General features: G+C 44.5%; 21 protein-coding genes. 18 read left to right on the forward strand and 3 right to left on the reverse strand.

Features of this window, described 5'->3' with window-relative positions:
- The first annotated feature begins 164 nt into the window (after positions 1 to 164).
- Positions 165 to 1,205, forward strand: coding sequence for a lactonase family protein (locus tag AB4589_RS14680; RefSeq protein WP_372100915.1), 1,041 nt, complete (start codon positions 165 to 167; stop codon positions 1,203 to 1,205).
- 121 nt (positions 1,206 to 1,326) lie between these two features.
- Here AB4589_RS14680 and AB4589_RS14685 read toward each other — a convergent pair whose 3' ends face one another.
- Positions 1,327 to 2,502: a 2-octaprenyl-3-methyl-6-methoxy-1,4-benzoquinol hydroxylase gene (locus AB4589_RS14685; protein WP_372100917.1), complete on the reverse strand. Its 1,176-nt coding sequence runs from the start codon at positions 2,500 to 2,502 to the stop codon at positions 1,327 to 1,329.
- A gap of 308 nt (positions 2,503 to 2,810) precedes the next feature.
- On the opposite strand from AB4589_RS14685, the gene miaB reads away from it, so the two are divergent.
- From miaB to lnt, 5 genes are all read left to right on the forward strand, one after another.
- Entirely contained in the window at positions 2,811 to 4,235 is a 1,425-nt protein-coding gene (miaB, locus tag AB4589_RS14690) for a tRNA (N6-isopentenyl adenosine(37)-C2)-methylthiotransferase MiaB (RefSeq protein ID WP_009848484.1), read from the forward strand.
- A gap of 163 nt (positions 4,236 to 4,398) precedes the next feature.
- The gene (locus AB4589_RS14695; RefSeq protein ID WP_372100919.1) at positions 4,399 to 5,520 is read left to right on the forward strand and encodes a PhoH family protein; all 1,122 of its coding nucleotides are present in this window, start codon (positions 4,399 to 4,401) and stop codon (positions 5,518 to 5,520) included.
- Positions 5,521 to 5,982 carry an rRNA maturation RNase YbeY gene (gene ybeY, locus AB4589_RS14700; protein WP_017101917.1) on the forward strand — a complete coding sequence of 154 codons (462 nt, stop codon included), beginning with the start codon at positions 5,521 to 5,523 and terminating at the stop codon, positions 5,980 to 5,982. It abuts the gene before it with no gap.
- 120 nt (positions 5,983 to 6,102) lie between these two features.
- Entirely contained in the window at positions 6,103 to 6,993 is an 891-nt protein-coding gene (corC, locus tag AB4589_RS14705) for a CNNM family magnesium/cobalt transport protein CorC (protein ID WP_012603382.1), read from the forward strand.
- 32 nt (positions 6,994 to 7,025) lie between these two features.
- Positions 7,026 to 8,543, forward strand: coding sequence for an apolipoprotein N-acyltransferase (gene lnt, locus AB4589_RS14710; RefSeq protein WP_371709392.1), 1,518 nt, complete (start codon positions 7,026 to 7,028; stop codon positions 8,541 to 8,543).
- Positions 8,544 to 8,655: 112 nt separating this feature from the next.
- Here the strand turns inward: lnt and AB4589_RS14715 are convergent, their stop codons facing one another.
- Positions 8,656 to 9,126 (reverse strand): zinc ribbon-containing protein, encoded by a 471-nt coding sequence (locus tag AB4589_RS14715; protein ID WP_371709391.1) that lies wholly within the window; start codon positions 9,124 to 9,126, stop codon positions 8,656 to 8,658.
- A gap of 265 nt (positions 9,127 to 9,391) precedes the next feature.
- Between AB4589_RS14715 and leuS the strand changes: the two genes are divergently transcribed.
- The 12 genes from leuS (at position 9,392) to lipA (ending at position 22,185) form a co-directional block, all read left to right on the forward strand.
- Positions 9,392 to 11,968: a leucine--tRNA ligase gene (leuS, locus tag AB4589_RS14720; protein ID WP_372100922.1), complete on the forward strand. Its 2,577-nt coding sequence runs from the start codon at positions 9,392 to 9,394 to the stop codon at positions 11,966 to 11,968.
- Positions 11,969 to 12,148: 180 nt separating this feature from the next.
- Positions 12,149 to 12,820, forward strand: a complete 672-nt coding sequence (gene lptE / locus AB4589_RS14725) for an LPS assembly lipoprotein LptE (RefSeq protein ID WP_372100924.1) — start codon at positions 12,149 to 12,151, stop codon at positions 12,818 to 12,820.
- A gap of 9 nt (positions 12,821 to 12,829) precedes the next feature.
- The gene (holA, locus tag AB4589_RS14730) at positions 12,830 to 13,855 is read left to right on the forward strand and encodes a DNA polymerase III subunit delta (protein WP_372100926.1); all 1,026 of its coding nucleotides are present in this window, start codon (positions 12,830 to 12,832) and stop codon (positions 13,853 to 13,855) included.
- 64 nt (positions 13,856 to 13,919) lie between these two features.
- Positions 13,920 to 14,237, forward strand: a complete 318-nt coding sequence (rsfS, locus tag AB4589_RS14735) for a ribosome silencing factor (protein WP_009848475.1) — start codon at positions 13,920 to 13,922, stop codon at positions 14,235 to 14,237.
- Positions 14,238 to 14,240: 3 nt separating this feature from the next.
- Entirely contained in the window at positions 14,241 to 14,711 is a 471-nt protein-coding gene (rlmH, locus tag AB4589_RS14740; RefSeq protein ID WP_017096211.1) for a 23S rRNA (pseudouridine(1915)-N(3))-methyltransferase RlmH, read from the forward strand.
- A 6-nt stretch (positions 14,712 to 14,717) separates the two neighbouring features.
- Positions 14,718 to 16,610 (forward strand): penicillin-binding protein 2, encoded by a 1,893-nt coding sequence (gene mrdA / locus AB4589_RS14745; RefSeq protein WP_372100927.1) that lies wholly within the window; start codon positions 14,718 to 14,720, stop codon positions 16,608 to 16,610.
- On the forward strand, positions 16,610 to 17,731 hold the full coding sequence (gene rodA / locus AB4589_RS14750) for a rod shape-determining protein RodA (protein WP_009848472.1): 1,122 nt from the start codon (positions 16,610 to 16,612) through the stop codon (positions 17,729 to 17,731). The genes mrdA and rodA overlap by 1 nt, the downstream gene beginning before the upstream one ends.
- Before the next feature lie 3 nt (positions 17,732 to 17,734).
- Positions 17,735 to 18,574 (forward strand): septal ring lytic transglycosylase RlpA family protein, encoded by an 840-nt coding sequence (locus AB4589_RS14755; protein ID WP_372100929.1) that lies wholly within the window; start codon positions 17,735 to 17,737, stop codon positions 18,572 to 18,574.
- A gap of 93 nt (positions 18,575 to 18,667) precedes the next feature.
- Positions 18,668 to 19,849 (forward strand): serine hydrolase, encoded by a 1,182-nt coding sequence (locus tag AB4589_RS14760; RefSeq protein WP_012603373.1) that lies wholly within the window; start codon positions 18,668 to 18,670, stop codon positions 19,847 to 19,849.
- A gap of 232 nt (positions 19,850 to 20,081) precedes the next feature.
- Positions 20,082 to 20,360 (forward strand): DUF493 family protein YbeD, encoded by a 279-nt coding sequence (gene ybeD, locus AB4589_RS14765; RefSeq protein WP_029223108.1) that lies wholly within the window; start codon positions 20,082 to 20,084, stop codon positions 20,358 to 20,360.
- Positions 20,361 to 20,555: 195 nt separating this feature from the next.
- A complete protein-coding gene (gene lipB, locus AB4589_RS14770) occupies positions 20,556 to 21,215 on the forward strand; it encodes a lipoyl(octanoyl) transferase LipB (protein ID WP_012603371.1) in 660 nt (219 codons plus the stop codon).
- 4 nt (positions 21,216 to 21,219) lie between these two features.
- Positions 21,220 to 22,185 carry a lipoyl synthase gene (gene lipA, locus AB4589_RS14775; RefSeq protein ID WP_009848385.1) on the forward strand — a complete coding sequence of 322 codons (966 nt, stop codon included), beginning with the start codon at positions 21,220 to 21,222 and terminating at the stop codon, positions 22,183 to 22,185.
- 159 nt (positions 22,186 to 22,344) lie between these two features.
- On the opposite strand, the gene AB4589_RS14780 is transcribed toward lipA, so the two are convergent.
- Positions 22,345 to 23,706 carry a sodium-dependent transporter gene (locus tag AB4589_RS14780; protein ID WP_372100931.1) on the reverse strand — a complete coding sequence of 454 codons (1,362 nt, stop codon included), beginning with the start codon at positions 23,704 to 23,706 and terminating at the stop codon, positions 22,345 to 22,347.
- Positions 23,707 to 23,942: the final 236 nt, after the last annotated feature.

Consider the following 23,942-nt stretch of genomic DNA (forward strand, 5'->3'; position numbering starts at 1 on the left):
GTCTCTCCGACCGCACCATCATTGAATAGAACCCAGCTTTTTAGCTGGGTTTTGTTTTATCTGGAATATGTAAATCTGCAAGCCAAGTCACCAAGTATTCTCTCCTATAACCTCAATTTTATTAGACAATGTCTGCTCCATTTCCTAACTGAGTATGACTGCCTATGAAACCCCTCCCTTTAACGATCGGTTGCTACACAGACTCTCCACGTAATAGCCAAGGTGTATATCAAACTCAGTTAGATCTAGAAACGGGAACGCTGTTGCCTTTAGAGCTTATAGCGGCCTGCACTAACCCCTCGTTTATTACCACGACAAAGCTGGGGGTCTACACAGCTTCTGAAGTTGACCAAAAGATACAACCACAACTGATTCATATACCGAATTCTGATTCAACAATAGCGTCAAATACTGGGCCAATCTCAGGAGATCACCCTTGTCATATCACGATAGATCCCCACAATAAGTTTGCTATTACATCGCAATATTCATCAGGGACATTCGATATCTTTAGTTTAAGTATCAATGGCAATATCGATAAACGGCTCAAAACACTCAAAATGGTTGGTTCTGGACCAAATGCAGAAAGACAAACTGGCCCACATGCTCATCAAAGCCTTTTCCTAAAGAACTCTCCGCAGTTTGTCACCGTCGATCTCGGAACCGATCGAATCAACTTCTATTGCTTTGACGAAGAGCAAGAAGAGTTCCTTGATGAACCAATGCAATCTATCAAAGTGCGTGCAGGGAATGGACCTCGTCATCTAACCTTTAACCAAGCTGAAGATAGAGCTTATGTGGTATGTGAGCTCTCTGAAACGATATTGATTTTGGAAAAGTCTTTAGGAGTGTGGAATATTGTGGAAGAAGTTGATGTACTTCCTAATATGGAAAAAGGAGAAGCAGCGGCTGCAATTAAGCTATCGCCAGATGAGCAATTTCTTTATGTGTCTTGCCGACATCAATCCAGAATCAGTTGTTTTAGAATAGACTCCGTCACTCAAAAGCTCATTTTTATGGATAGTTACGATGTTGAAGGTAAGTTCCCTCGCGACTTTCATATCACTAATGACGGACAATGGCTTATCTCCGCAAACCAGCACTCCAACAACCTCACGTCATTCAAACGAAATATTGAGGATGGGTCTCTCATTTATACTGGATGCTCTTTAGCCATTGATGCGCCTGTTTGTGTGACGCAATAGTATTAAGAACTAAGCACTAAGCACTAAGCACTAAGCACTAAGCACTAAGCACTATCACGAGATCAAAAAAGGAGAGCCTCAGCTCTCCTTCTTTTATAATTAGATAATTTGGACTAACCAATCACAACCCTAAAGCGTATTTAAGCACCTGTGATTTAATCGGCCCTGAGTTTTCTGCTAGCTTTAGTGCTGCATTACGCACAAACTTAAGTGGGCCAATGTCATTGCTAAACGTTTTGTAGAAAAAGTCCATGCCACTTTGCATCATTAGATTGTCACCTCTTCTGATCACTTCATAGCGTCTCGCCACAGATTGATTCAATTCACCTTTCTCTTGGGTGATATCCAATAGTGCTGCCACATCTTTAAAACCCAAGTTAACACCCTGCCCTGCTAGAGGGTTAATCGTATGTGCAGAGTCCCCGACTAAAATACAGTTATTCTTTGAGTATGATTGAGCATGACGTCGTGTCAGAGGAAAAGAACCCGAGTTCAAAACTTTGATATCACCTAACTCTTTAGGAAAGTGAGTAAGTACTTCATTACGTAGTTTTTCAGGGGGCATTGCTGACAGTTGCTTAATACGCAGTGGAGAATCATACCAAACTAACGAGCCCTGCCCGACTTCTTGATCGTCAGAGACTAGAGAACACAAAGGCAAAAATGAACGAGGACCACTTGGTAAAAATTGCTGCCAAGTAATATCTTGCTGAGGCTGTTCTGTTTCTACGTTGATAAGCATGCAGTGCTGTCGGTAATCCCAAGCCGTAATACCAATCCCTGCTTGCTGACGGACGGCTGAATTTGCACCATCAGCGCCAACCACCCACTTCGCGGACAACTGAGTACCCGACTGAAGCTTGACTATATTGGTCTCACCAAACTCAATCTCATCGAGCTTTTCTGGACATAACAATTCGAGATTGTTGTAGGCATCAAACTGAGCCCATAAACCCAATTGGATTAATCGATTCTCAACGATGTAACCTAAACGAGGTAAATCAAGAGATGCAGCATCAAACCGAGTACGACACTCTGGGTGTTCCCAAGTTTCCAATCGCTTGTAAGAACAGACGCGCATCGCTGCAATACTTTGCCATGCACCAAGATCTTCAAGCAAATCGACCGATGCTTGAGAAATCGCTGACACACGAATGTCCATCACTTGCGACTCATCAAAAGCTTGTGGGGCAAAACCTTCGATCACCGCAACACTCAGACCTTGCTTTGCAAAACCGATTGCTGTTGCTGCACCAACCATGCCGCCACCGACGACTACAATATCGTAACTGTTCATATTTTGTACTTATCAGTTTGATTCTTTGACTGTTTTTGATTGTACTTTTTCATAACGAACTTGTAACCAAAAACCTTATTCGAAAGAAGGGTTACCCCTTATGGCATATGGCGTTGACGATAATAAAAACCACTACATAAGAGATTTGTTCAGACTACTAGTCAGTCGGTTTTGAAACCAGTACAATACGCCGCTTGCCGCTAGAGCCTGTCATAAAATTGAATACCGAATTATGACGAACGGAGCTAGCGGATGAATAATGGGCGATTTGCTCCCTTAAATTAAACTAACGATCGAGCGAACATATAATGAGTAAGAAACTGCTAATTAAAACTTGGGGCTGTCAGATGAATGAATATGATTCATCAAAAATGGCTGACCTGCTTAACGCTGCAAATGGCTATGAGCTAACTGAAGTACCTGAGGAAGCAGACGTACTACTATTGAATACTTGTTCTATCCGCGAAAAAGCGCAAGAAAAAGTATTCCACCAGCTTGGTCGTTGGAAAACGCTTAAAGATAAAAAAGAAGGTGTGGTGATCGGTGTGGGTGGCTGTGTAGCGACTCAAGAAGGTGATCACATTCGTCAACGTGCACCTTACGTAGACGTAATCTTTGGCCCACAAACATTACACCGTTTGCCAGAGATGATTAAGTCATCACTGTCTAACGAAAAGCCAGTAATGGACATCTCTTTCCCAGAGATCGAAAAGTTCGATAACCTGCCAGAACCAAAAGCAGACGGCGCAACAGCCTACGTTTCTATCATGGAAGGTTGTTCTAAGTACTGTACTTACTGCGTTGTTCCATATACTCGTGGTGAAGAAGTTAGTCGTCCAATGGATGATGTGCTATTCGAAGTTGCACAACTTGCCGAGCAAGGCGTACGTGAAGTAAACCTGCTAGGCCAAAACGTAAACGCATTCCGAGGCCCTACTCACGAAGGTGACATCTGCACATTTGCAGAGCTCCTTCGCCTAGTTGCGTCTATCGACGGTATCGACCGTATTCGTTTCACAACAAGCCACCCGCTTGAGTTTGGTGACGACATCATTGAAGTTTACAAAGATACCCCTGAACTAGTGAGCTTCCTTCACCTACCAGTACAAAGTGGGAGTGACCGTATTCTTACGATGATGAAGCGTCCACATACGGCTATCGAGTACAAATCTATTATCCGTAAACTGCGTAAAGCTCGTCCTGACATTCAAATCAGCTCTGACTTTATTGTTGGTTTCCCTGGTGAGTCTAAGCAAGACTTCCAAGATACAATGAAGCTAATTAAAGAAGTTGATTTCGATATGAGCTTCAGCTTTGTTTTCTCTCCACGTCCAGGTACGCCAGCGGCAGATTACCCATGTGATGTACCAGCACAAGAGAAAAAAGATCGTCTGTACGAACTGCAACAAACAGTAAACACACAAGCTATGCGTTTCTCTCGTCTAATGCTAGGCACAGAGCAGCGTATTCTTGTTGAAGGTCCATCAAGAAAGAATCTCATGGAACTGCGTGGCCGTACTGAAAACAGCCGTGTTGTGAACTTCGAAGGTTCTGCAGACCTAATCGGTCAGTTTGTAGATGTGAAGATCACTGAGGTTTACACTAACTCACTACGTGGTGAGCTAGTTCGCACAGAAAAAGACATGGGTCTACGCGTTGTAATGACTCCAGCAGAAATGATGGAAAAAACAAAACGTGAAGACGAGCTAGGTGTAGCGACATTTACGCCATAGGCAATACAACTGTTTGAGCACAAAGCGCAAACACAAAGCTTGAAATTACCTAACTAAGTGACCATCTTAGAAATAGGGATATCACCATCAAAAGCCCGGTCTAAATCGGGCTTTTTGCTCTTTTTTATATTTAAGAGTGAGTGGCACAAAATGAGAGGCTAATTTGAGCAATAAAATCGTTACCTTAGAGATAAATCTAGAGCCAGCAGACAACAAGCGCTTGGCAAGTTTATGCGGACCATTTGACGACAACATCAAGCATCTTGAGCGTCGTCTGGGCGTTGAGATTAATTACCGTAGCAACTTTTTCACGATTGTCGGTAAGCCTCACACTACAGCCGCCGCTTTAGACATCATCAAACACCTCTATGTTGAAACGGCTCCAGTTAAAGGCAACATAATCGATATCGAACCAGAGCAAGTGCATCTGGCGGTCACTGAGTCTGGCATTTTGGAGCAACACGTCGAGTCTGAAATCGACTACGGCAAAGAAGTGACCATTAAGACTAAAAAAGGCGTCATCAAACCTCGTACGCCAAACCAAGCACAATACCTAATGAATATGGTCACTCATGACATCACTTTTGGTATTGGACCTGCTGGTACTGGTAAAACGTACTTAGCTGTTGCGGCTGCGGTTGATGCACTTGAACGTCAAGAAGTTCGTCGAATCCTACTGACTCGTCCTGCTGTTGAAGCTGGTGAGAAGCTTGGTTTCCTACCAGGTGATTTAAGCCAAAAAGTAGACCCATATTTGCGTCCGCTTTACGATGCACTGTTTGAAATGCTTGGCTTTGAGCGAGTTGAGAAGCTGATTGAACGTAACGTGATTGAAGTTGCTCCACTGGCTTACATGCGTGGTCGTACATTGAATGATGCGTTTATCATTCTTGATGAGAGCCAAAACACCACGGTAGAACAGATGAAAATGTTCTTAACCCGTATCGGTTTTAACTCACGCGCTGTGATCACAGGTGATATTACACAAATCGATTTACCTCGTGGTGCAAAATCAGGCCTACGCCACGCAACTGAAGTGCTCAGTGAAGTGGATGATATTAGCTTTAACTTCTTCATGTCTGAAGACGTGGTTCGTCACCCTGTCGTTGCTCGTATCGTCAACGCGTACGAGAAGTGGGAAGCAAAAGACCAGAAAGAGCGCAAAGAGTTTGAACAACGTAAGCGTGAAGAACGCGAGGCCAAACTTCTTGAGGCTCAGCAAGTTGTTACGACACAATTAGCAACACAAAATAGTTCTGTCATTGCAGAGCAAGGTGATAAATAGATGTCTATTGAACTAGACCTGCAAATAGCGGTCGAAAATGAGCAAGGTCTTCCAACCGAGCAAGATATTCAGCTTTGGTTGGATAAGACAATCCCTCAGTTTCAAGAGAGTGCCGAGTTGACGGTTCGTATTGTTGATACACAAGAAAGCCACCAGCTCAATCATGACTATCGTGGAAAAGATAAGCCAACTAACGTGCTGTCTTTCCCATTTGAAGCACCACCAGGAGTGGAATTAGATCTACTGGGTGACCTCATTATTTGCCGCCAAGTTGTCGAAAAAGAAGCAGAAGAGCAAAGTAAGCCTCTGCTAGCACACTGGGCTCATATGGTTGTACATGGCAGTCTGCATCTGCTAGGTTATGATCATATCGAAGATGATGAAGCTGAAGAGATGGAGTCACTCGAAACAGAAATCATGCAAACTATGGGGTTTGAAGACCCGTATATTCTAGAAAAGTAAATCGATTCTAGTAAAGTAGGTTGCAGAGAAACAATAACTCATCGAACCTGTGATTTTCGCAGGAATCTGAGTTGTAACGTGTGCTATCACACTTCTGATAGCGTTATTTTTTGAGAAATCATGAACGAAGGTAACCCCCCCACTTCTGAGGGAAGTAAAAAATCTGAAGGTCCGAGTAGAAAGTCCTTCTTTGAACGCCTAGGCCAACTATTTCAAGGTGAAGTAAAAGATCGCCAAGAGCTCGTAGATGTAATCCGCGACTCAGAAATTAATGACCTCATTGACCACGACACGCGCGACATGCTCGAGGGTGTCATGGAAATTTCAGAGATGCGAGTACGCGATATCATGCTGCCTCGCTCTCAAATGGTTACAGTTGAACGCACCGATGATTTAGATACATTGATTGCGCTTATTACTGATGCTCAACACTCTCGCTACCCAGTGATCAGTGAAGACAAAGACCATGTTGAAGGCATTCTATTAGCGAAGGACCTACTTAAGTATTTGGGTTCAGAAAGTGCCCCATTTGATATCGAGCAAGTGATTCGCCCTGTCGTGGTTGTTCCTGAAAGTAAGCGAGTTGATCGCCTGCTTAAGGAATTCCAAGAAGAGCGTTACCACATGTCTATCGTTGTCGATGAGTTTGGCGGAGTTTCTGGCCTGGTAACCATTGAAGATATCCTCGAAGAAATCGTTGGTGAAATTGAAGACGAGTTCGACGATGAAGAAGAGCTAGATATTCGTAAGCTGAGTAAGCATACCTTCTCTGTAAAAGCTTTAACCACTATTGAAGAGTTCAACGATACGTTTAACACTGCCTTTAGTGACGATGAAGTGGATACGGTAGGCGGCATGGTTATGACAGCACTCGGTCACCTGCCAGTTCGTGGCGAAATTGTAGAAATCGAAAACTACCATTTCAAAATTACGTCTGCAGATAACCGTCGTGTGATTCAGCTACAGGTAACGATACCTGACGAACAACCTCTTCCGACTATCGAAGAATAACAACTTCTCTCTAAAGAGATGACAGAAATTAGATGACTAAGACCTTTATTCATCGCCTATTACGGCCGCTAGCGGCCGTTTTTGTTGGCGCTATAACCACCCTTTCATTCGCTCCATACTCTATATGGCCTCTTGCTATTCTCAGCCCAGCTTTGTTGCTGTTACTGATCCACAACCGTTCTCCTAAAAGTGCGCTTTGGATTGGCTACGGATGGGGTTTAGGCCAATTCGCAACAGGTATCAGCTGGGTATACGTCAGCATCGATCATTTTGGCGGCATGCCACTGGCAGCCAACCTGTTTTTGATGGCTTTGCTCATTGGCTACCTAGCGGTTTATTCAGGCCTATTTACCTGGAGCTTAAACAAGTACTTCCCTGCTAATAACCTAAGCCGCTTTTTCCTCGCAGCTCCTGCATTGTGGTTAATCAGTGATTGGCTACGTGGCTGGGTAATGACGGGCTTTCCTTGGCTTTGGCTTGGCTACAGCCAAATCGATTCTCCACTAGGCTCGTTTGCACCGATTGGCGGTGTCGAGTTAATTACTCTGGCAGTCATTGTCTCTGCATCTGCACTCGCTTATATGGTTATCAATAAAGCATGGAGTGTTGGCATCATCCCTGCAATCGTATTCAGTGCAGGTTTTGGCATTCGAAATATCGATTGGGTGACACCGAACCCTGAAAAAACTACGTCAGTCGTCTTAATACAAGGCAACGTCGATCAAGACAGTAAATGGCTACCAAGCCACCGCTGGCCTACGATGATGAAGTACACAGATCTAAGTAGAGAAAACTGGGATGCCGATATCATCATTTGGCCTGAAGCCGCTATTCCAGCATTCGAAGTTGAAATTCCATCTTTCTTACGTAACTTAGATAGCGCAGCGAAGATGAACAACAGCTCAATCATCACTGGCGTACTCAATCAGTCTGAAGATAAGAAGTACTACAACAGCGTTCTTTCTCTCGGTGTCAATCCATACGGTGAATACAGCTACGATCCAGACGAACGCTACCATAAACATCACCTATTGCCATTTGGTGAGTTTGTGCCGTTTGAAAATATCTTGCGCCCATTGGCACCGTTCTTCAACTTGCCGATGTCATCATTTAGCCGTGGCGATTTTGTTCAACCAAACATCGTGGCAAATGGCCGTCACTTAGCACCTGCGTTGTGTTATGAGATCGTCTTTAATGATCAAGTTAGACAAAGCGTGACTGATGAGACGGACTTTATTTTAACGCTCTCTAACGATGCGTGGTTTGGTCGTTCGATTGGTCCACTGCAACATATGGAAATCGCACAGATGCGTGCTCTGGAGCTTGGTAAGCCAGTTATTCGCTCGACCAACAATGGTGTGACGGCAGTAACCGATTACAAAGGCAACATCATCAAGCAAATACCTCAGTTTGAAACGGCCGTATTAAAAGCTGATCTCATTTCAACTGATGGGCAAACGCCTTTTCACGCAGTTGGTACTTGGCCACTGTATATCTGGGCGATGCTCAGCTTGGTGATTAGCTGGGTAATTAGAAAGCCAAAGAGCTAGATTAGAAATTCGAAGAAAGTGATTTGAGGGTTGGCTGATTGGGTCAACCCTTTTTTATTACTGCGGTGTAAAGTTGATGGTGCTATGGCTATAGTGTTTACGACTTAAGTGTTTACGGCTTAAGTGCTTTACGGCTAAACCCTGTCGCCCCACACTTGATACATGGAATGATATTGGTCGGGTGGTTGTATTCGGTTTGATGCCCACACTCATCACAGACAAGCGTCCCGAGCCCGATAACCTCATCCGCTTGATACAACCCTTGATGTTCTAAGTCTTGGAACAATTCAACCCATTCCACCTTAGTGCGATCAGTGATATCTAGCAATCCTTGCCAAATAGAGTCTGTGATCATCAAATAAAATGGACCACCTTTACTCTCTTCATAACTTTCGGAAAACTCTTTTAAGTCCGACTTCACATAGGCCGAGATTAATGATAGCTCATCTTTGGTCATGTCATTGGCAGCTTTCGCAAACTTGCCCGACGTTTCGATTTTGTTGTTAAGCTCTTCAGGGCTATGCTTCAGCGTTTCTATCACCTCTTCGACGACTTCTTCATAGAGTGCTTTTTTCTTCGGCATAACGACCTCCTTAAGATGACTAAGCTTTATCTTAGTGAACGGGGCCGTAGTTAAGCGACCAGTTCCTAACAAACAAATGCAATTCATACCCTTAAGTATAGCTGTCCTAAGTAATTTGGTTGAATTTACGCAATCAACCGTGCTGCAACTGCAAGTATGAAGGGTATAACTATTGTTGTACTAAGCTCCTTTAGGTATTCTATGACGATCTGTAAGATTCTGTTCTAACCGAACTCACAAATTCCAAGATAACCGGATACCATCGATGCAAGAACAATATAACCCGCAAGAGATTGAACAAAAGGTTCAACAACACTGGGATGACAGCGAGACTTTCGTTGTAAGTGAAGACCCAAATAAAGAAAAATTCTACTGTCTTTCTATGTTCCCGTACCCAAGTGGTCGACTGCATATGGGTCACGTGCGTAACTACACCATCGGTGATGTGGTATCTCGTTTCCAACGTCTACAAGGCAAAAACGTAATGCAGCCAATCGGTTGGGATGCATTCGGCCTACCTGCAGAAAACGCAGCTGTAAAAAACAACACAGCGCCTGCTCCGTGGACTTACGAAAACATCGAATACATGAAAAACCAGCTTAAGCTTTTAGGCTTTGGTTACGACTGGAAACGTGAATTCGCAACGTGTACTCCTGAGTACTACCGTTGGGAACAAGAGTTCTTCACGAAGCTTTACGAACAAGGCCTAGTTTACAAGAAGACATCTTCTGTGAACTGGTGTCCAAACGACCAAACGGTTCTTGCGAACGAGCAAGTAGAAGACGGTTGCTGCTGGCGTTGTGATACTCCGGTAGAACAAAAGAAAATTCCTCAGTGGTTCATCAAAATCACTGAGTACGCTCAAGAGCTACTAGATGATTTAGACAACCTTGAAGGTTGGCCTGAAATGGTTAAGACCATGCAGCGCAACTGGATCGGCCGCTCTGAAGGTGTTGAACTATCTTTCGCTGTTAACGGTGAAGAAGCGCCACTAGAAGTTTATACAACTCGCCCAGACACACTGATGGGTGTTTCTTACGTTGGTATCGCTGCAGGTCACCCTCTTGCAGAGAAAGCATCACAGAACAACCCTGAGCTTGCAGCATTCGTTGAAGAATGTCGTAACACCAAAGTGGCTGAAGCTGAACTCGCAACGATGGAAAAGAAAGGTATGGATACTGGCCTAACGGCTATCCACCCTCTTAACGGTCGTGTTGTTCCTGTTTACGTAGCTAACTTCGTTCTTATGGATTACGGCACAGGTGCTGTAATGGCGGTTCCTGCTCACGATCAGCGTGACTACGAATTCGCAACTAAGTACGGCATCGATATCATCCCAGTAATCAAACCTGAAGACGGTTCTGAGCTAGATGTGTCTGAAGCAGCTTACACTGAGAAAGGTGTCCTGTTCGATTCTGGTGAATTCGATGGTCTTGCGTTCCAAGAAGCATTCGATGCAATCGCTGCGAAACTAGAAGCTGAAGGCAAAGGTAAGAAGACAGTAAACTTCCGTCTACGTGACTGGGGTGTATCTCGTCAACGTTACTGGGGTGCTCCAATCCCAATGGTAACGACAGAAGACGGTGAAGTTCACCCAGTACCAGCAGACCAACTGCCCGTTATTCTTCCAGAAGACGTGGTAATGGATGGCGTGACTAGCCCAATCAAGGCAGATAAGTCTTGGGCTGAAACAACATTCAACGGCGAACCAGCTCTACGTGAGACTGACACGTTCGATACGTTCATGGAGTCTTCATGGTACTACGCTCGTTACTGTTCACCACAAGCTGATGACATTCTAGATCCAGAGAAAGCAAACTACTGGCTACCAGTGGACCAATACGTTGGTGGTATCGAGCACGCTTGTATGCACCTTCTTTACTCTCGTTTCTTCCACAAGCTTCTTCGTGATGCGGGTTACGTGACATCTGATGAACCGTTCAAGCAACTACTATGTCAAGGCATGGTTCTGGCTGACGCGTTCTTCCACACAAACGAAAAAGGCACGAAAGAGTGGATTGCTCCAACTGACGTGACTATCGACCGTGACGCGAAAGGTCGCATTGAAAAAGCAGTCGACAACCAAGGCCGCGACGTTGAACACTCAGGCATGATCAAAATGTCTAAGTCTAAGAACAACGGTATCGACCCACAAGAGATGGTAGACAAGTACGGCGCTGATACAGTACGTCTATTCATGATGTTTGCATCGCCTGCAGACATGACACTTGAGTGGCAAGAGTCTGGCGTTGAAGGTGCAAACCGCTTCCTTAAGCGTGTTTGGAAACTGGTTCACGCTCACTCTGCTAAGGGTGCAGCTGAAGCTGTTGACGCTTCTGCGCTATCTGGTGACCAGAAAGCACTTCGCCGTGATATCCACAAGACTATCGCGAAAGTAACGGACGATATCGGCCGTCGCCAAACATTCAACACTGCCATCGCTGCGATCATGGAGCTGATGAACAAGCTAGCGAAAGCGCCTCAAGAGTCTGTACAAGATCGTGCAATTCTTGATGAAGCACTAAAAGCAGTTGTACGTATGCTTTACCCTATGACGCCACACATCTCTTACGAAATGTGGATTGCGCTTGGTGAATCAAACGTAGACTCAGCAACATGGCCAACGTTTGACGAGAAAGCGCTAGTTGAAGACGAGAAGACTATCGTGGTAATGATCAACGGTAAGCTACGAGCAAAACTAACGGTTGCTGCTGACGCGACAGAAGAGCAAGTTCGTGAACTTGGTCTAAACGATGAGAACGCTAAGAAGTTCCTAGATGGCTTAACTATCCGTAAAGTTATCTTCGTACCTGGTAAGCTTCTAAACATCGTTGCTAACTAATTTCGTTAGCACAGTGCAATTACTGAAGAATTAACGAACTTAATTCATCAAAAGCAGTCTGTAGACAGGGTTAGCTAATAGCCCTGTCTACTTATTTAAGCGCTTTAGGCTTGAGCCTAACAACTCAAACGAACTAAAGCCTTTAAATAAGTATTCTACCTTCATGAGAGCCATCAAATAATGCGCCTGAATTCACTATCTTCATTGAAAGTTACTATTGTTGTTCTAACCGTTAGCCTACTGAGCGCCTGTGGTTTTCACCTGCGCGGTGATTACTCTGTGCCAGAAGAGCTCAACAAGATCTCTGTGACCAGTTACGACCAATACAGTACGTTTACACGTATGATGAAAAGCCAGCTGCGTATGAATGATGTAGAAATTGTGCCACCTGCTGAGAACACACCTAACCTGCACATCATTAGCGAGGGCGTCGGTGAGCGAACGCTGTCTCTTTATCAAGGTTCTCAAAATACTGGCCCTCGAGCGGCAGAAAAAGAACTGACGCTCAATGCTTCATATCGTGTGACGATACCAGAGCTAGGCGACAAAACCTTCTCAACCAGCGTAACCCGCAGCTATTTAGACAACCCACTAACGGCACTCGCAAAATCGGTTGAGCGTGACATGATTGAAGACGAAATGCGCAAGCTTGCAACAAGCCAAATCCTTCGTCAAATGGCCCGTTTGAAAGCAAACATTGCTGCCGGCAGTATGGAACTACAATCTCTAGAGAACGTACAAGTAAAAGAGCTTGAAAAACAGTACAACATCAAGAACATCGAAATTGACGACGTTGAGAACAACGCAAGTGCAGTACCTGATGCTGAGCCTAGCGTAACGGTTGAGCAATAGGTTTATTTAATGCGTATTTTTGCTGATCGTTTATCTGAGCAACTTGCTAAGCAGTTAAGCAACGTTTACCTAATTTTTGGTAACGAACCTTTACTGCTGCAGGAAAGCCGAGAAGCTATTCAAAAGACAGCCAAAGAGCAAGGCTTCGAAGAACGCCACCGCTTTGCTATTGATAGCAGTCTCGACTGGAATCAAGTCTACGACTGCACTCAAGCATTGAGCCTATTCTCTAGTCGTCAGCTCATCGAACTTGAATTGCCAGAGTCTGGGGTCAATGCCGCAATAGCAAAAGAGCTGCTCGCAATTTCAGAGCATATTCATAGCGACATCTTGTTGATCTTGGTGGGTACCAAGCTCACTAAAGCTCAAGAAAGCGCTAAGTGGTTTAAAGCACTCTCGAATCAAGGCCACTGGATCAGCTGCCTAACCCCAGACGTTAGCCGATTACCTCAGTTTGTTCAAACACGCTGTCGTCAGATCGGCTTATCACCGGATCCTGAAGCGATACAAATGTTGGCACAGTGGCATGAGGGTAATCTATTTGCCCTCACCCAAAGCCTAGAAAAACTGGCTCTCCAATACCCAGATGGAAAGCTCACATTAGTACGTTTAGAAGAATCGCTGAGTCGACACAACCACTTTACGCCATTCCATTGGAGTGATGCGTTATTAGCAGGCAAAGGCAATCGTGCACAGCGAATCCTGCGTCAGTTAGAAGCCGAAGGTGTCGAACCCGTTATCTTATTGCGCAGCATACAACGTGAGCTTGCTCTGCTATTACAAATGCAGCAACAAATGAAGCAGATGCCAATCGCGCAGGTATTTGAAAAGCACCGTATCTGGCAATCCAAAAAACCTCTTTATAACGCCGCGCTAACAAGAGTTTCGATACCTCAATTACACTCCCTGTTTGCGCTACTCACTCAAGTAGAATTGATGACAAAAACACAATATGAACAGTCGCCTTGGCCACTAATTCATCAGTTAAGCGTAGAGTTTTGTATCCCTTCAGCTTCAATCCCATCTCACGCATAAAAGCGTGGTATATTCTAGGGTCAACAGACCCTAAAAAGCTAAACTCAGATTAAAGGAACACCCCGTGTTACGTGAAGAACTAAAAGATTTTCTTGCAGACAAAGCCGACGACATGAAAGCAGAATCGATTGTGACTATCGATGTAGAAGGCAAATCAAGTGTTACTGACTACATGATTGTTTGTACTGGTACATCTAAGCGCCATGTTGCCTCTATTGCACAGCACGTTGCTGATGAAGTGCGCAAGGCTGGCATGAATCCCCTTGGCATGGACGGCCAAAAAGAAGGTGAATGGGTTGTTCTAGACATGGGCACAAGCATGCTTCACGTTATGCAAGAAGAGCATCGTGAGCTGTACCAACTAGAAAAACTTTGGGGCTAAGCTTTGAAGATCCAGTTAATCGCAGTTGGTACAAAAATGCCAAAGTGGGTTGAAGAAGGCTTTAAAGAATATAAACGCCGCTTCCCTCATGATATGCCATTAGAACTCATTGAAATCACTGCGGGAAAACGCGGTAAAAATGCCGATATTGCACGTATTCTTCAAAAAGAAGGCGAAGCAATGTTAGCTGCAGTTCCAAAAGGTAACCGCATTGTCACACTCGATATCCCAGGAAGAAAGTGGGATACGCCTCAACTCGCAGAGCAGTTGGAAAGTTGGAAGCTGGATGGCCGTGACGTTTCTATCCTTATTGGCGGGCCTGAGGGATTAGCACCAGCATGTAAAGCGGCAGCAGACCAAAGCTGGTCTCTGTCAGCACTTACTCTTCCTCACCCATTAGTACGCGTTATCATGGCTGAAAGCTTATATCGAGCTTGGAGCGTCACTGCTAACCACCCTTATCATCGAGAATAAGCGTTAATGTTACGTAAACGTAGCCAAATTCGTGATTACAAAGCAGAAGCACGACTATTTACTAGTCGTGCTTTTGTTGCGTTTGCAGGGATTATAGTGATGATGAGCTTGCTGGTTGTAAACCTTTACAACATCCAAGTTAATCAATATCAGGACTATAAAACCCGCTCCAACGACAATCGCATCAAGGTTGTTCCAATAGCACCTAACCGTGGTTTAATTTACGACCGCAACGGTGTACTTCTTGCAGAAAACCGGCCTGTTTTTAATCTGGAGATCACCCCAGAAAAAGTCAAGAACATGGAAGATACGCTTGTTCGTTTACAAGCGTTAATTGACATACCACCGGAGCGTATCGAACGTTTTAATCGTGATCGTCGTAATTCACGTCGCTTCAAATCAGTACCTATTCTAAATCAGCTCACCGAAGAACAAGTGGCGGTCTTTTCTGTAAATCAACATAAGTTCCCAGGCGTTGAAGTGACAGGTACGCTAAAACGTTTCTACCCTTATGGTGATGTGTTAACTCACGTGATTGGCTACGTATCGCGCATCAATGACCGTGATATGCAGCGCTTGGTTCGTGAAGAGAAAGACGCCAATTACCAAGCTACCCGCGATATCGGTAAACTCGGCATTGAGCGCTATTACGAAGATATGCTACACGGCACCGCTGGCTATCAAGAAGTCGAAGTAAACAGCCGTGGACGAGTGATCCGCACTCTTAAATTTGTACCTTCGGCTCCGGGCAAAGATATCGTGCTCAACTTGGATATCAAACTTCAGCTATACGTGCATAAACTGCTTGATGGACGTCGTGGTTCAGCCGTGGTTCTCGACCCGAAAGACAATGGCGTATTAGCCATGGTTTCCAGCCCAAGCTACGACCCAAATGCCTTTGTGCATGGTATTTCCTCGAACGGTTATAATGCCCTGCTTCAAGACAAAGACCGACCTTTAGTTAACCGCGCAACGCTAGGAATTTATCCGCCAGCATCGACGATCAAACCCTTCATTGCCGTCGCAGCTCTGCAAGAAGGCGTAATTACTCCGAACACGACGCGTAATGACCCGGGCTATTGGAAGATTCCAAACTCGAAAACGAAGCCGTTCCGCGACTGGTTACGTTGGGGACACGGTGTCGTTGACATAGAGAAAGCCATTGAAGAATCGGTTGATACCTTCTTCTACCAAATTTCATTTGATTTAGGCATCGATCGCTTATCTAAATGGATGATGTTATTCGGTTTTGGTGATTACACTGGCATCGACATTTACGAAGAAAGCAAAGCGAATATGCCCACTCGCGACTGGAAAATGGCCAGACACCGTGTACCTTGGTACCAAGGTGACACCATCCCTGTCGGTATTGGCCAGGGCTACTGGACAGCAACACCAATGCAGATTGCAAAAGCGACTTCAGTGTTGGTCAATGAAGGAGAGGTAACCGCTCCCCATTTACTGCGTGCGACAATTGAGAACGGTCAACCGTTCAATGAACAAACGATATCTGAAATCGAAACGTATCCTCCCGTAACTGGTGTTAAGCAGAGATACTGGGATATCGCGCAAGAAGGCATGAGATTGGTAAACCACGGAAAGAAAGGCACAGCAAGACGCTCATTCCAAAAAATGTCTTATCAAACTGCTGGTAAATCAGGTACTGCACAAGTATTCGGTCTAAAAGAAGATGAAGAATACAACGCAGATGAAATCGCAGAACATTTACGCGATCATGCCCTCTTCACCGGTTATGCGCCTTTTGAAGATCCTGAAGCGGTCGTAACTATCGTTTTGGAGAATGCCGGTGGTGGTTCATCAAATGGTGGCCCAGTTGTAAGAAGAATTTTAGACCATATTATTCTTGCAGAAGATTATGAAAGTGAGCCAATAAAATAATGAAACTTGATCCTTCAACTGGACGAAATAGAGCCCTATTTGAACGGCTGCATATCGACCTTCCGCTATTGCTTGGCATTCTGGTTTTAATGGGCTTTGCCCTATTGATCATGTACAGCGCAAGCGGACAGAGCCTTGCGATGATGGATCGTCAAGCGATGCGTATGGTGCTGTCTTTAGGTGTGATGATCTTTTTAGCGCAAATCTCACCTCGTACTTATGAGACCTTGGCTCCACTACTGTTTGCGGGCGGCGTTATTCTACTACTCGGAGTGTTGTTCTTTGGCGAGGCCTCTAAAGGTGCACAGCGCTGGTTAAACTTCGGCTTTATTCGATTCCAACCCTCTGAACTATTGAAGCTTGCAGTACCCTTGATGCTAGCTCGGTTTATTGGTAAGCGCTCACTGCCACCCACTTTCCAAACCTTGGCTATCTCATTAGTGATGGTGTTTGTACCTACTATCCTTATCGCTAAACAGCCAGATTTAGGCACATCGATACTCATCGCAGCATCCGGTATCTTCGTGATATTCCTGGCAGGTATTAGTTGGAAGATCATTGCCAGTGCCGCGATTGCACTGGGTGGGTTTATTCCAATCTTATGGTTCTTCTTGATGCGTGAATATCAAAAAGTTCGTGTAAGAACCCTTTTTGACCCTGAATCAGATCCATTAGGTGCAGGCTATCACATCATCCAAAGTAAGATTGCAATTGGCTCTGGTGGTATATCAGGAAAAGGTTGGCTGCAAGGTACTCAATCTCAACTAGAGTTCATTCCAGAGCGCCATACCGACTTTATTTTTGCGGTCATCGCCGAAGAGTGGGGCATGATTGGTATTTTGTTTTTGCTCGCTATCTACCTGTTCATTATTGGCCGTGGCTTAGTGCTTGCAAGCCAAGCTCAAACAGCATTTGGGCGAATGATGGGCGGCAGTATCGTACTGAGTTTCTTCGTCTATATTTTCGTAAACATTGGTATGGTAAGCGGCATTCTACCTGTGGTTGGTGTCCCTCTACCTCTGGTCAGCTATGGCGGTACCTCGATGGTTACCCTTATGGCCGGTTTCGGTATTTTAATGTCAATCCATACACACAGAAAAGCATTCTCAAAGGCGACCTAATTGATGTCTGTTAAAGTAACTCCTATAAAAACATCTTTGGTTAATGAGCTGCCAATAAAAAAACTAGTGTCTATAGTGAGCCTAGCCGTTGTTATAAACGGTTGTTCTTCGACAGAACCAACAGGCCGCTACGATATAGATTCAGACATTGCACCAGACGCACCGATCTCAGTAGAGCATCTCGAGGATGCTCACCCTCAGTATGAACCTTATAGTTTAGGTGGTAACACGGATTACACTTTGCGTGGCGAAGACTACAAGATCGTAAAGAAGACAGAAGGGTTTACTGAGAAAGGCAAAGCCTCTTGGTACGGTAAGAAATTTCATGGTCATTTAACGTCGAATGGCGAGATCTACGACATGTATTCGATGTCTGCGGCACACAAAACATTGCCGATTCCGAGCTATGTAAAAGTGACGAATACCGATAATGACAAAACGACGATTGTGCGCATCAATGACCGAGGCCCATTTCATGAAGGGCGAATCATTGACCTTAGTTATGCCGCGGCATACAAACTCGATGTATTGAGAACAGGCACGGCAAATGTTGAGATAGAAGTCATCACTGTGGCTATGCCAACCGACGCAAATAAAAAGGCGGCTTTACCTCAATTTATTATTCAAGTAGCCACTTCCCCACATGAAGATAGAACCGAGAAGTTAGCCAAAGATCTAGGCGAAAAGTTAGCTGTAGCAACGTTCTTGCAGCCAAATGATGATAACTACCGCCTGATGCTTGGCCCATTTCATTACTATGCTCTGACTCAAGAAAAATTAGAACAAGTTAAGCTAATGGGTTACCCGTCAGCTTATATAAAAAAACACACGCTAACTCGCTAATTTATCTAACAGTTACTTCTGGTAATCAGCGCTCTGGTGTGACAGAGTGATTCTGTTAATATATGAATAGTTCACCTAATAATTGCATTCAAAATGATTAAATCTAATAAACTTGTTAAATCGATTTTTGCTACTTCAGTTGCACTTTCTGCAACGATAGCAACATCGTCATTCGCCGCTCCTATTATTGTTCCTGACGCTCCTCAAATCGCTGCTAAGGGATTTGTTCTGATGGATTACCATTCAGGCAAAGTACTCGCAGAGAAAGAGATGAACACTCAACTTTCTCCAGCAAGTTTAACCAAGATGATGACGAGCTACGTAGTCGGCCAAGAGCTAGAGCGTGGCAACATCAACCTAAACGACGATGTTGTTATCAGTGAAAATGCTTGGGCTAAAAACTTCCCTGATTCATCTAAGATGTTCATTGAAGTTGGTACAACCGTTAAAGTTGAAGAGCTGAACCGCGGTATCATTATTCAATCAGGTAACGATGCTTGTGTTGCGATGGCTGAACATATTGCCGGCTCTGAAGATGCATTTGTTGACTTAATGAACGCATGGGCGAGCTCTATCGGCATGAAAGACACGCACTTTGCTAACGTGCACGGTCTAGACAATCCTAACCTTTACTCAACGCCTTACGATATGGCGCTACTAGGTCAGGCGCTGATTCGCGACGTTCCTGATGAGTACCGTATCTACTCACAAAAGAAATTCACTTACAACGGCATCACCCAGTATAACCGTAACGGTCTGTTATGGGATAAGAGCATGAACGTTGATGGCATTAAAACTGGCCACACGAGCAACGCAGGTTACAGCCTAGTAAGCTCAGCAACAGAAGGCAAAATGCGTCTTGTTGCGGTTGTGATGGGCACCAAGAATGCGAACGCTCGTAAAACAGAAAGCAAAAAACTGCTTAGCTACGGTTTCCGCTTCTTCGAAACAGTGGCACCACATACTGCTGGCGAGACATTCGTTGAAGAAAAAATCTGGATGGGTAGCAAGGACACGGTTGCACTAGGTGTCGACGAAGATACGTTCGTTACTCTGCCTCGTGGCCAAGCTAAGAACCTGAAGGCAAGCTTCGTGCTTGAGAAAGAGCTAGAAGCACCAATCAGTAAAGGCGACGTTGTGGGTAAACTATTCTACCAAGTCGACGGTGAAGACGTTGCTGAATACCCACTACTTGCACTTGAAGATGTAGACCAAGGCAGCCTATTTAGCCGCCTGTGGGATTACCTAGTACTGCTGTTTAAAGGGTTGTTCTAAACCAGTCAACAGTTTGTTTTACGCAAAATCTAAGCTTGCTGTATAGCTAACCTAATGAGTAGGTTCATGATTTGCTCATTAGCGAAACAAAAGCCGCCATGTGCGGCTTTTGTTGATCTTGAGTTCGGTGATATTTACACGTAATATTCCGCCTTATTACTCGTGTCTGTTGACCGAACACGCTTTTTATCGACATTTCGCCAATTTGCGAGAGTCTAGCCTTTTGGAGCTAATCATGAACATCAATTCTGATGCAAAACTAAAAGACCTCTTAGAGTTCCCTTGTTCATTCACTTACAAAGTTATGGGCTACGCTAAGCCAGAACTTACAGAACTAGTGCTAGAAGTGATCCAGCGTCATGCTCCTGGTGACTACAGCCCAACTCTAAAACCGAGTGCGAAAGGTAACTACCACTCTGTTTCTATCAATATTACTGCGACTTCAATTGAGCAAGTAGAAACGCTATATAAAGAACTGGGCGAAATCGAAATCGTTCGTATGGTTCTGTAACTTTCGATTACGCATGAAAAACAGCGGCTTATTGCCGTTGTTTTTGTTTGAAACCCTCGCTCCCCTTCCAAAGCGCTCAACTTAATTTCCAATAAATACAAAGAAAGTTGAAAAACCTTGCTGTCCGTCTGTAGTTAGAAACCTGTTTCGCGTTTATAATGCGCTCACTTTATTAATCCTTGAGGAAGTGCCGCTTTGCAAAATAAGCTAATCGTAAAAAAATTAGGTCGTCAGGATTACGAACCTGTATGGAAAGCCATGCATAAGTTCACAGACGAACGCACGGATGAAGACGTAGACCAAATTTGGTTGGTTGAACACAACCCAGTTTTCACTCAAGGACAAGCAGGTAAAGCTGAGCATGTATTAAATGCTGGTGATATCCCTGTGATCCAAAGCGATCGCGGTGGCCAAGTGACGTACCACGGGCCCGGTCAGTTAGTCGCTTACTTCCTGATAAACATCCGCCGCAAGAAATTCGGAGTGCGTGATTTGGTTACTCATATTGAGAACCTCGTAATCAATACTCTGAAAGCTTACAATATAGATTCAACTGCCCGACCTGACGCTCCTGGTGTTTATGTCGATGGCAAGAAAATCTGTTCACTTGGATTACGAATTCGACGCGGCTGCTCGTTCCACGGGTTAGCACTCAACGTCGATATGGACTTGTCTCCATTCCAACGTATTAACCCATGTGGTTACCAAGGAATGGAAATGGCGCAAGTAAGCCAACTCGGCGGTCCAAGTGAACTAGAAAACGTTGAGCAACAGTTAATACAAGAGCTCGTAGAACTACTCGGCTATGACCAAGTAGACATTCAAGCCACCAGTAACATTACAGCAGAAGCATAAAATCATGAGCAAACCAATCCAAATGGAAAAAGGCGTTAAATATCGTGACGCTGACAAAATGGCATTAATTCCCGTAAAGAATATGCCTGCTGAACAGAAAGAAGTTTTACGTAAGCCTGCATGGATGAAGATTAAACTTCCTTCAGACAGCCATCGTATTCAAGAAATCAAATCTGCAATGCGCAAAAACAACCTGCACTCAGTTTGTGAAGAAGCGTCTTGCCCTAACCTAGCTGAGTGTTTTAACCACGGCACGGCAACGTTTATGATTCTTGGCGCTATCTGTACTCGTCGCTGCCCGTTCTGTGATGTTGCCCATGGTCGACCAAATGCTCCAGAAGCCGAAGAGCCGAAGAAACTGGCTAAGACGATTAAAGACATGAAACTGAAGTACGTTGTAATCACTTCAGTGGACCGCGATGACTTACGTGATGGCGGTGCTCAACACTTTGCTGATTGTAACCGTGAAATTCGCGAGCAAAACCCAAACATTCGTATCGAAACACTGGTTCCGGACTTCCGTGGTCGTATGGACGTTGCGCTTGAACTAATGAAAGACAATCCACCAGATGTTTTCAACCACAACCTAGAGACGGCGCCGCGTCTATACCGTAAAGCGCGTCCAGGTGCGAACTACAAGTGGTCTCTTGATCTGTTAAGAAAATTCAAAGAGCAGCATCCAAACATCCCAACCAAATCAGGTGTGATGATGGGCCTTGGTGAGACGAAAGAAGAGATCGTTCAAGTATTGAAAGATCTTCGTGAACATGGCGTAACAATGCTGACACTAGGCCAGTACCTAGCACCAAGCCGTCACCACTTGCCAGTTGAACGTTACGTGCCGCCTTCTGAGTTTGATGAGTTGAAAGAGATTGCTCTAGAGCTAGGCTTCACTCACGCAGCATGTGGTCCGTTTGTACGTTCTTCTTACCATGCAGACTTGCAAGCACAAGGTATGGAAATTAAGTAATCACGATTGCTTAACGAACAATAAAAAGGCGCTGAATTTTATGTTCAGCGCCTTTTTTCTATCGAGCAAAACAAGCTTGTTCGATACAAAAACAACAAAGCCACTCATTAAGAGTGGCCTTGAACTGCAAGTCTAATCATCTAGATGTTAAATGGTCTACTAGCCAAATGATGCCCAGATAACCGTTGCGACTAAAATTGGGCACACAAACTTCACATACATTGGCCAAACCTTACCAAACCAACCCAATTGAAAGTCAGGACAACCTTGCTCAAGCTCTTTCACTTTTGACGCTCGGCTCCATACCCAACCACCAAACAGACAGAACATCAGCGCAGCGACTGGTTGAAGGTACTGAGTCGCAATCATCGCAACCATGCCAAACATCGCAGCAAAGTTGTAAACAATCACCACACTGAACAATGCGATAGCACCACCAATTACCCAACTTGTTGGCGTTCGTCTGGTCTTGAAACGCTCACTAACAAGAGCGACAGGGGCTTCCAACATTGAAATCGACGAAGTAAGTGCAGCAATAGTTAGCAATAAGAAGAACACAATTGCGAAGACCTGACCCAGCATACCTAAGCTATCAAACATCAAAGGCAGAACTGTAAATAATAGGGTATCAGAGCTCAGTAATGAGCCATCTTCAGCATAGATTTGTACACCTTTTTGCATCGCAACAAACATCGCTGGCATCACGACTAAGCCCGCAATAAAAGCAACCGCGGTATCAACTAAGGTAACGTTCATTGCCATTTTTGGCAGGTTCTCTTTCTTACTTAAGTAAGAGCCATAAACCAACATCGAGCAACCGCCAATAGTGAGCGAGAAGAAGCCCTGTCCCATTGCCGCCAGAATCAGTTTTCTATCCCACACTTTCTCAAAGTCTGGAACAAGGTAATGTTTTAGGCCTTCCATCGCGCCAGATTGCGTCATGATGTAAACAAACAATAAGCCAAATAACACAAATAGCGCAGGCATCAAACGGGTCGACCATTTCTCGATCCCCTGCTTAACACCGCCCTGAACAATCAAGATAGTCAGCACATAGAATGCGACGGTACCAAAAACATTGCGCTCAACACTGAAGCCTTTAAACCAATCAGCAGCAGCCTCTAGACCAATCAGGTCAGCGACAGCACCAATTAGGAAGCAGATCAACCAACCACCAACGATACTATAAAACGCTAGCACTGCACTTGGAACACTCAACTCAATCCAACCGACAAATTCACCGACTTTCTTGCCTAACGGGTTCGTCGTCAAAGAACGCATGCTATCGACAGGATTTGCTTGGCCATGTCGACCAATAGCCATCTCAACCACCAGCATCGGGAAAGCAACCACGAAAATCATAATTAGGTAAACAAGCAGAAAAGCACCACCGCCGTTACTGGCGACTTGGGTTGGGAAACCCCAAATATTACCTAAGCCAACAGCTGCACCCGCCGCTGCTAAAATAAAACCCAAACGAGAGCTAAAGTGCTCTCTTGAAGAGGAAGATTGTTGGTCCATATTGCCCGCATTAAAAATCAGTGAACTAGTTGAGGAGTACAGTAATCAAAAGCAATGATAGGCACAACTAATAAATGAGCAATCTTCTGATTTTTACAACAAATACGCTATTTAGAACCATTAAATTAACAAATAACTGGCCTTATCGTTTACCGAAAAGCAGTAAAGCAAGGTTAAGGACTAGAGAGACAATGGATTGAATTGAGATAATTACTCGTCGTATTGTTAAATTTATA

Origin of the sequence: Vibrio sp. 10N.222.49.A3 (assembly GCF_041475145.1) — a bacterium.
GTDB lineage: Bacteria > Pseudomonadota > Gammaproteobacteria > Enterobacterales > Vibrionaceae > Vibrio > Vibrio tasmaniensis_A.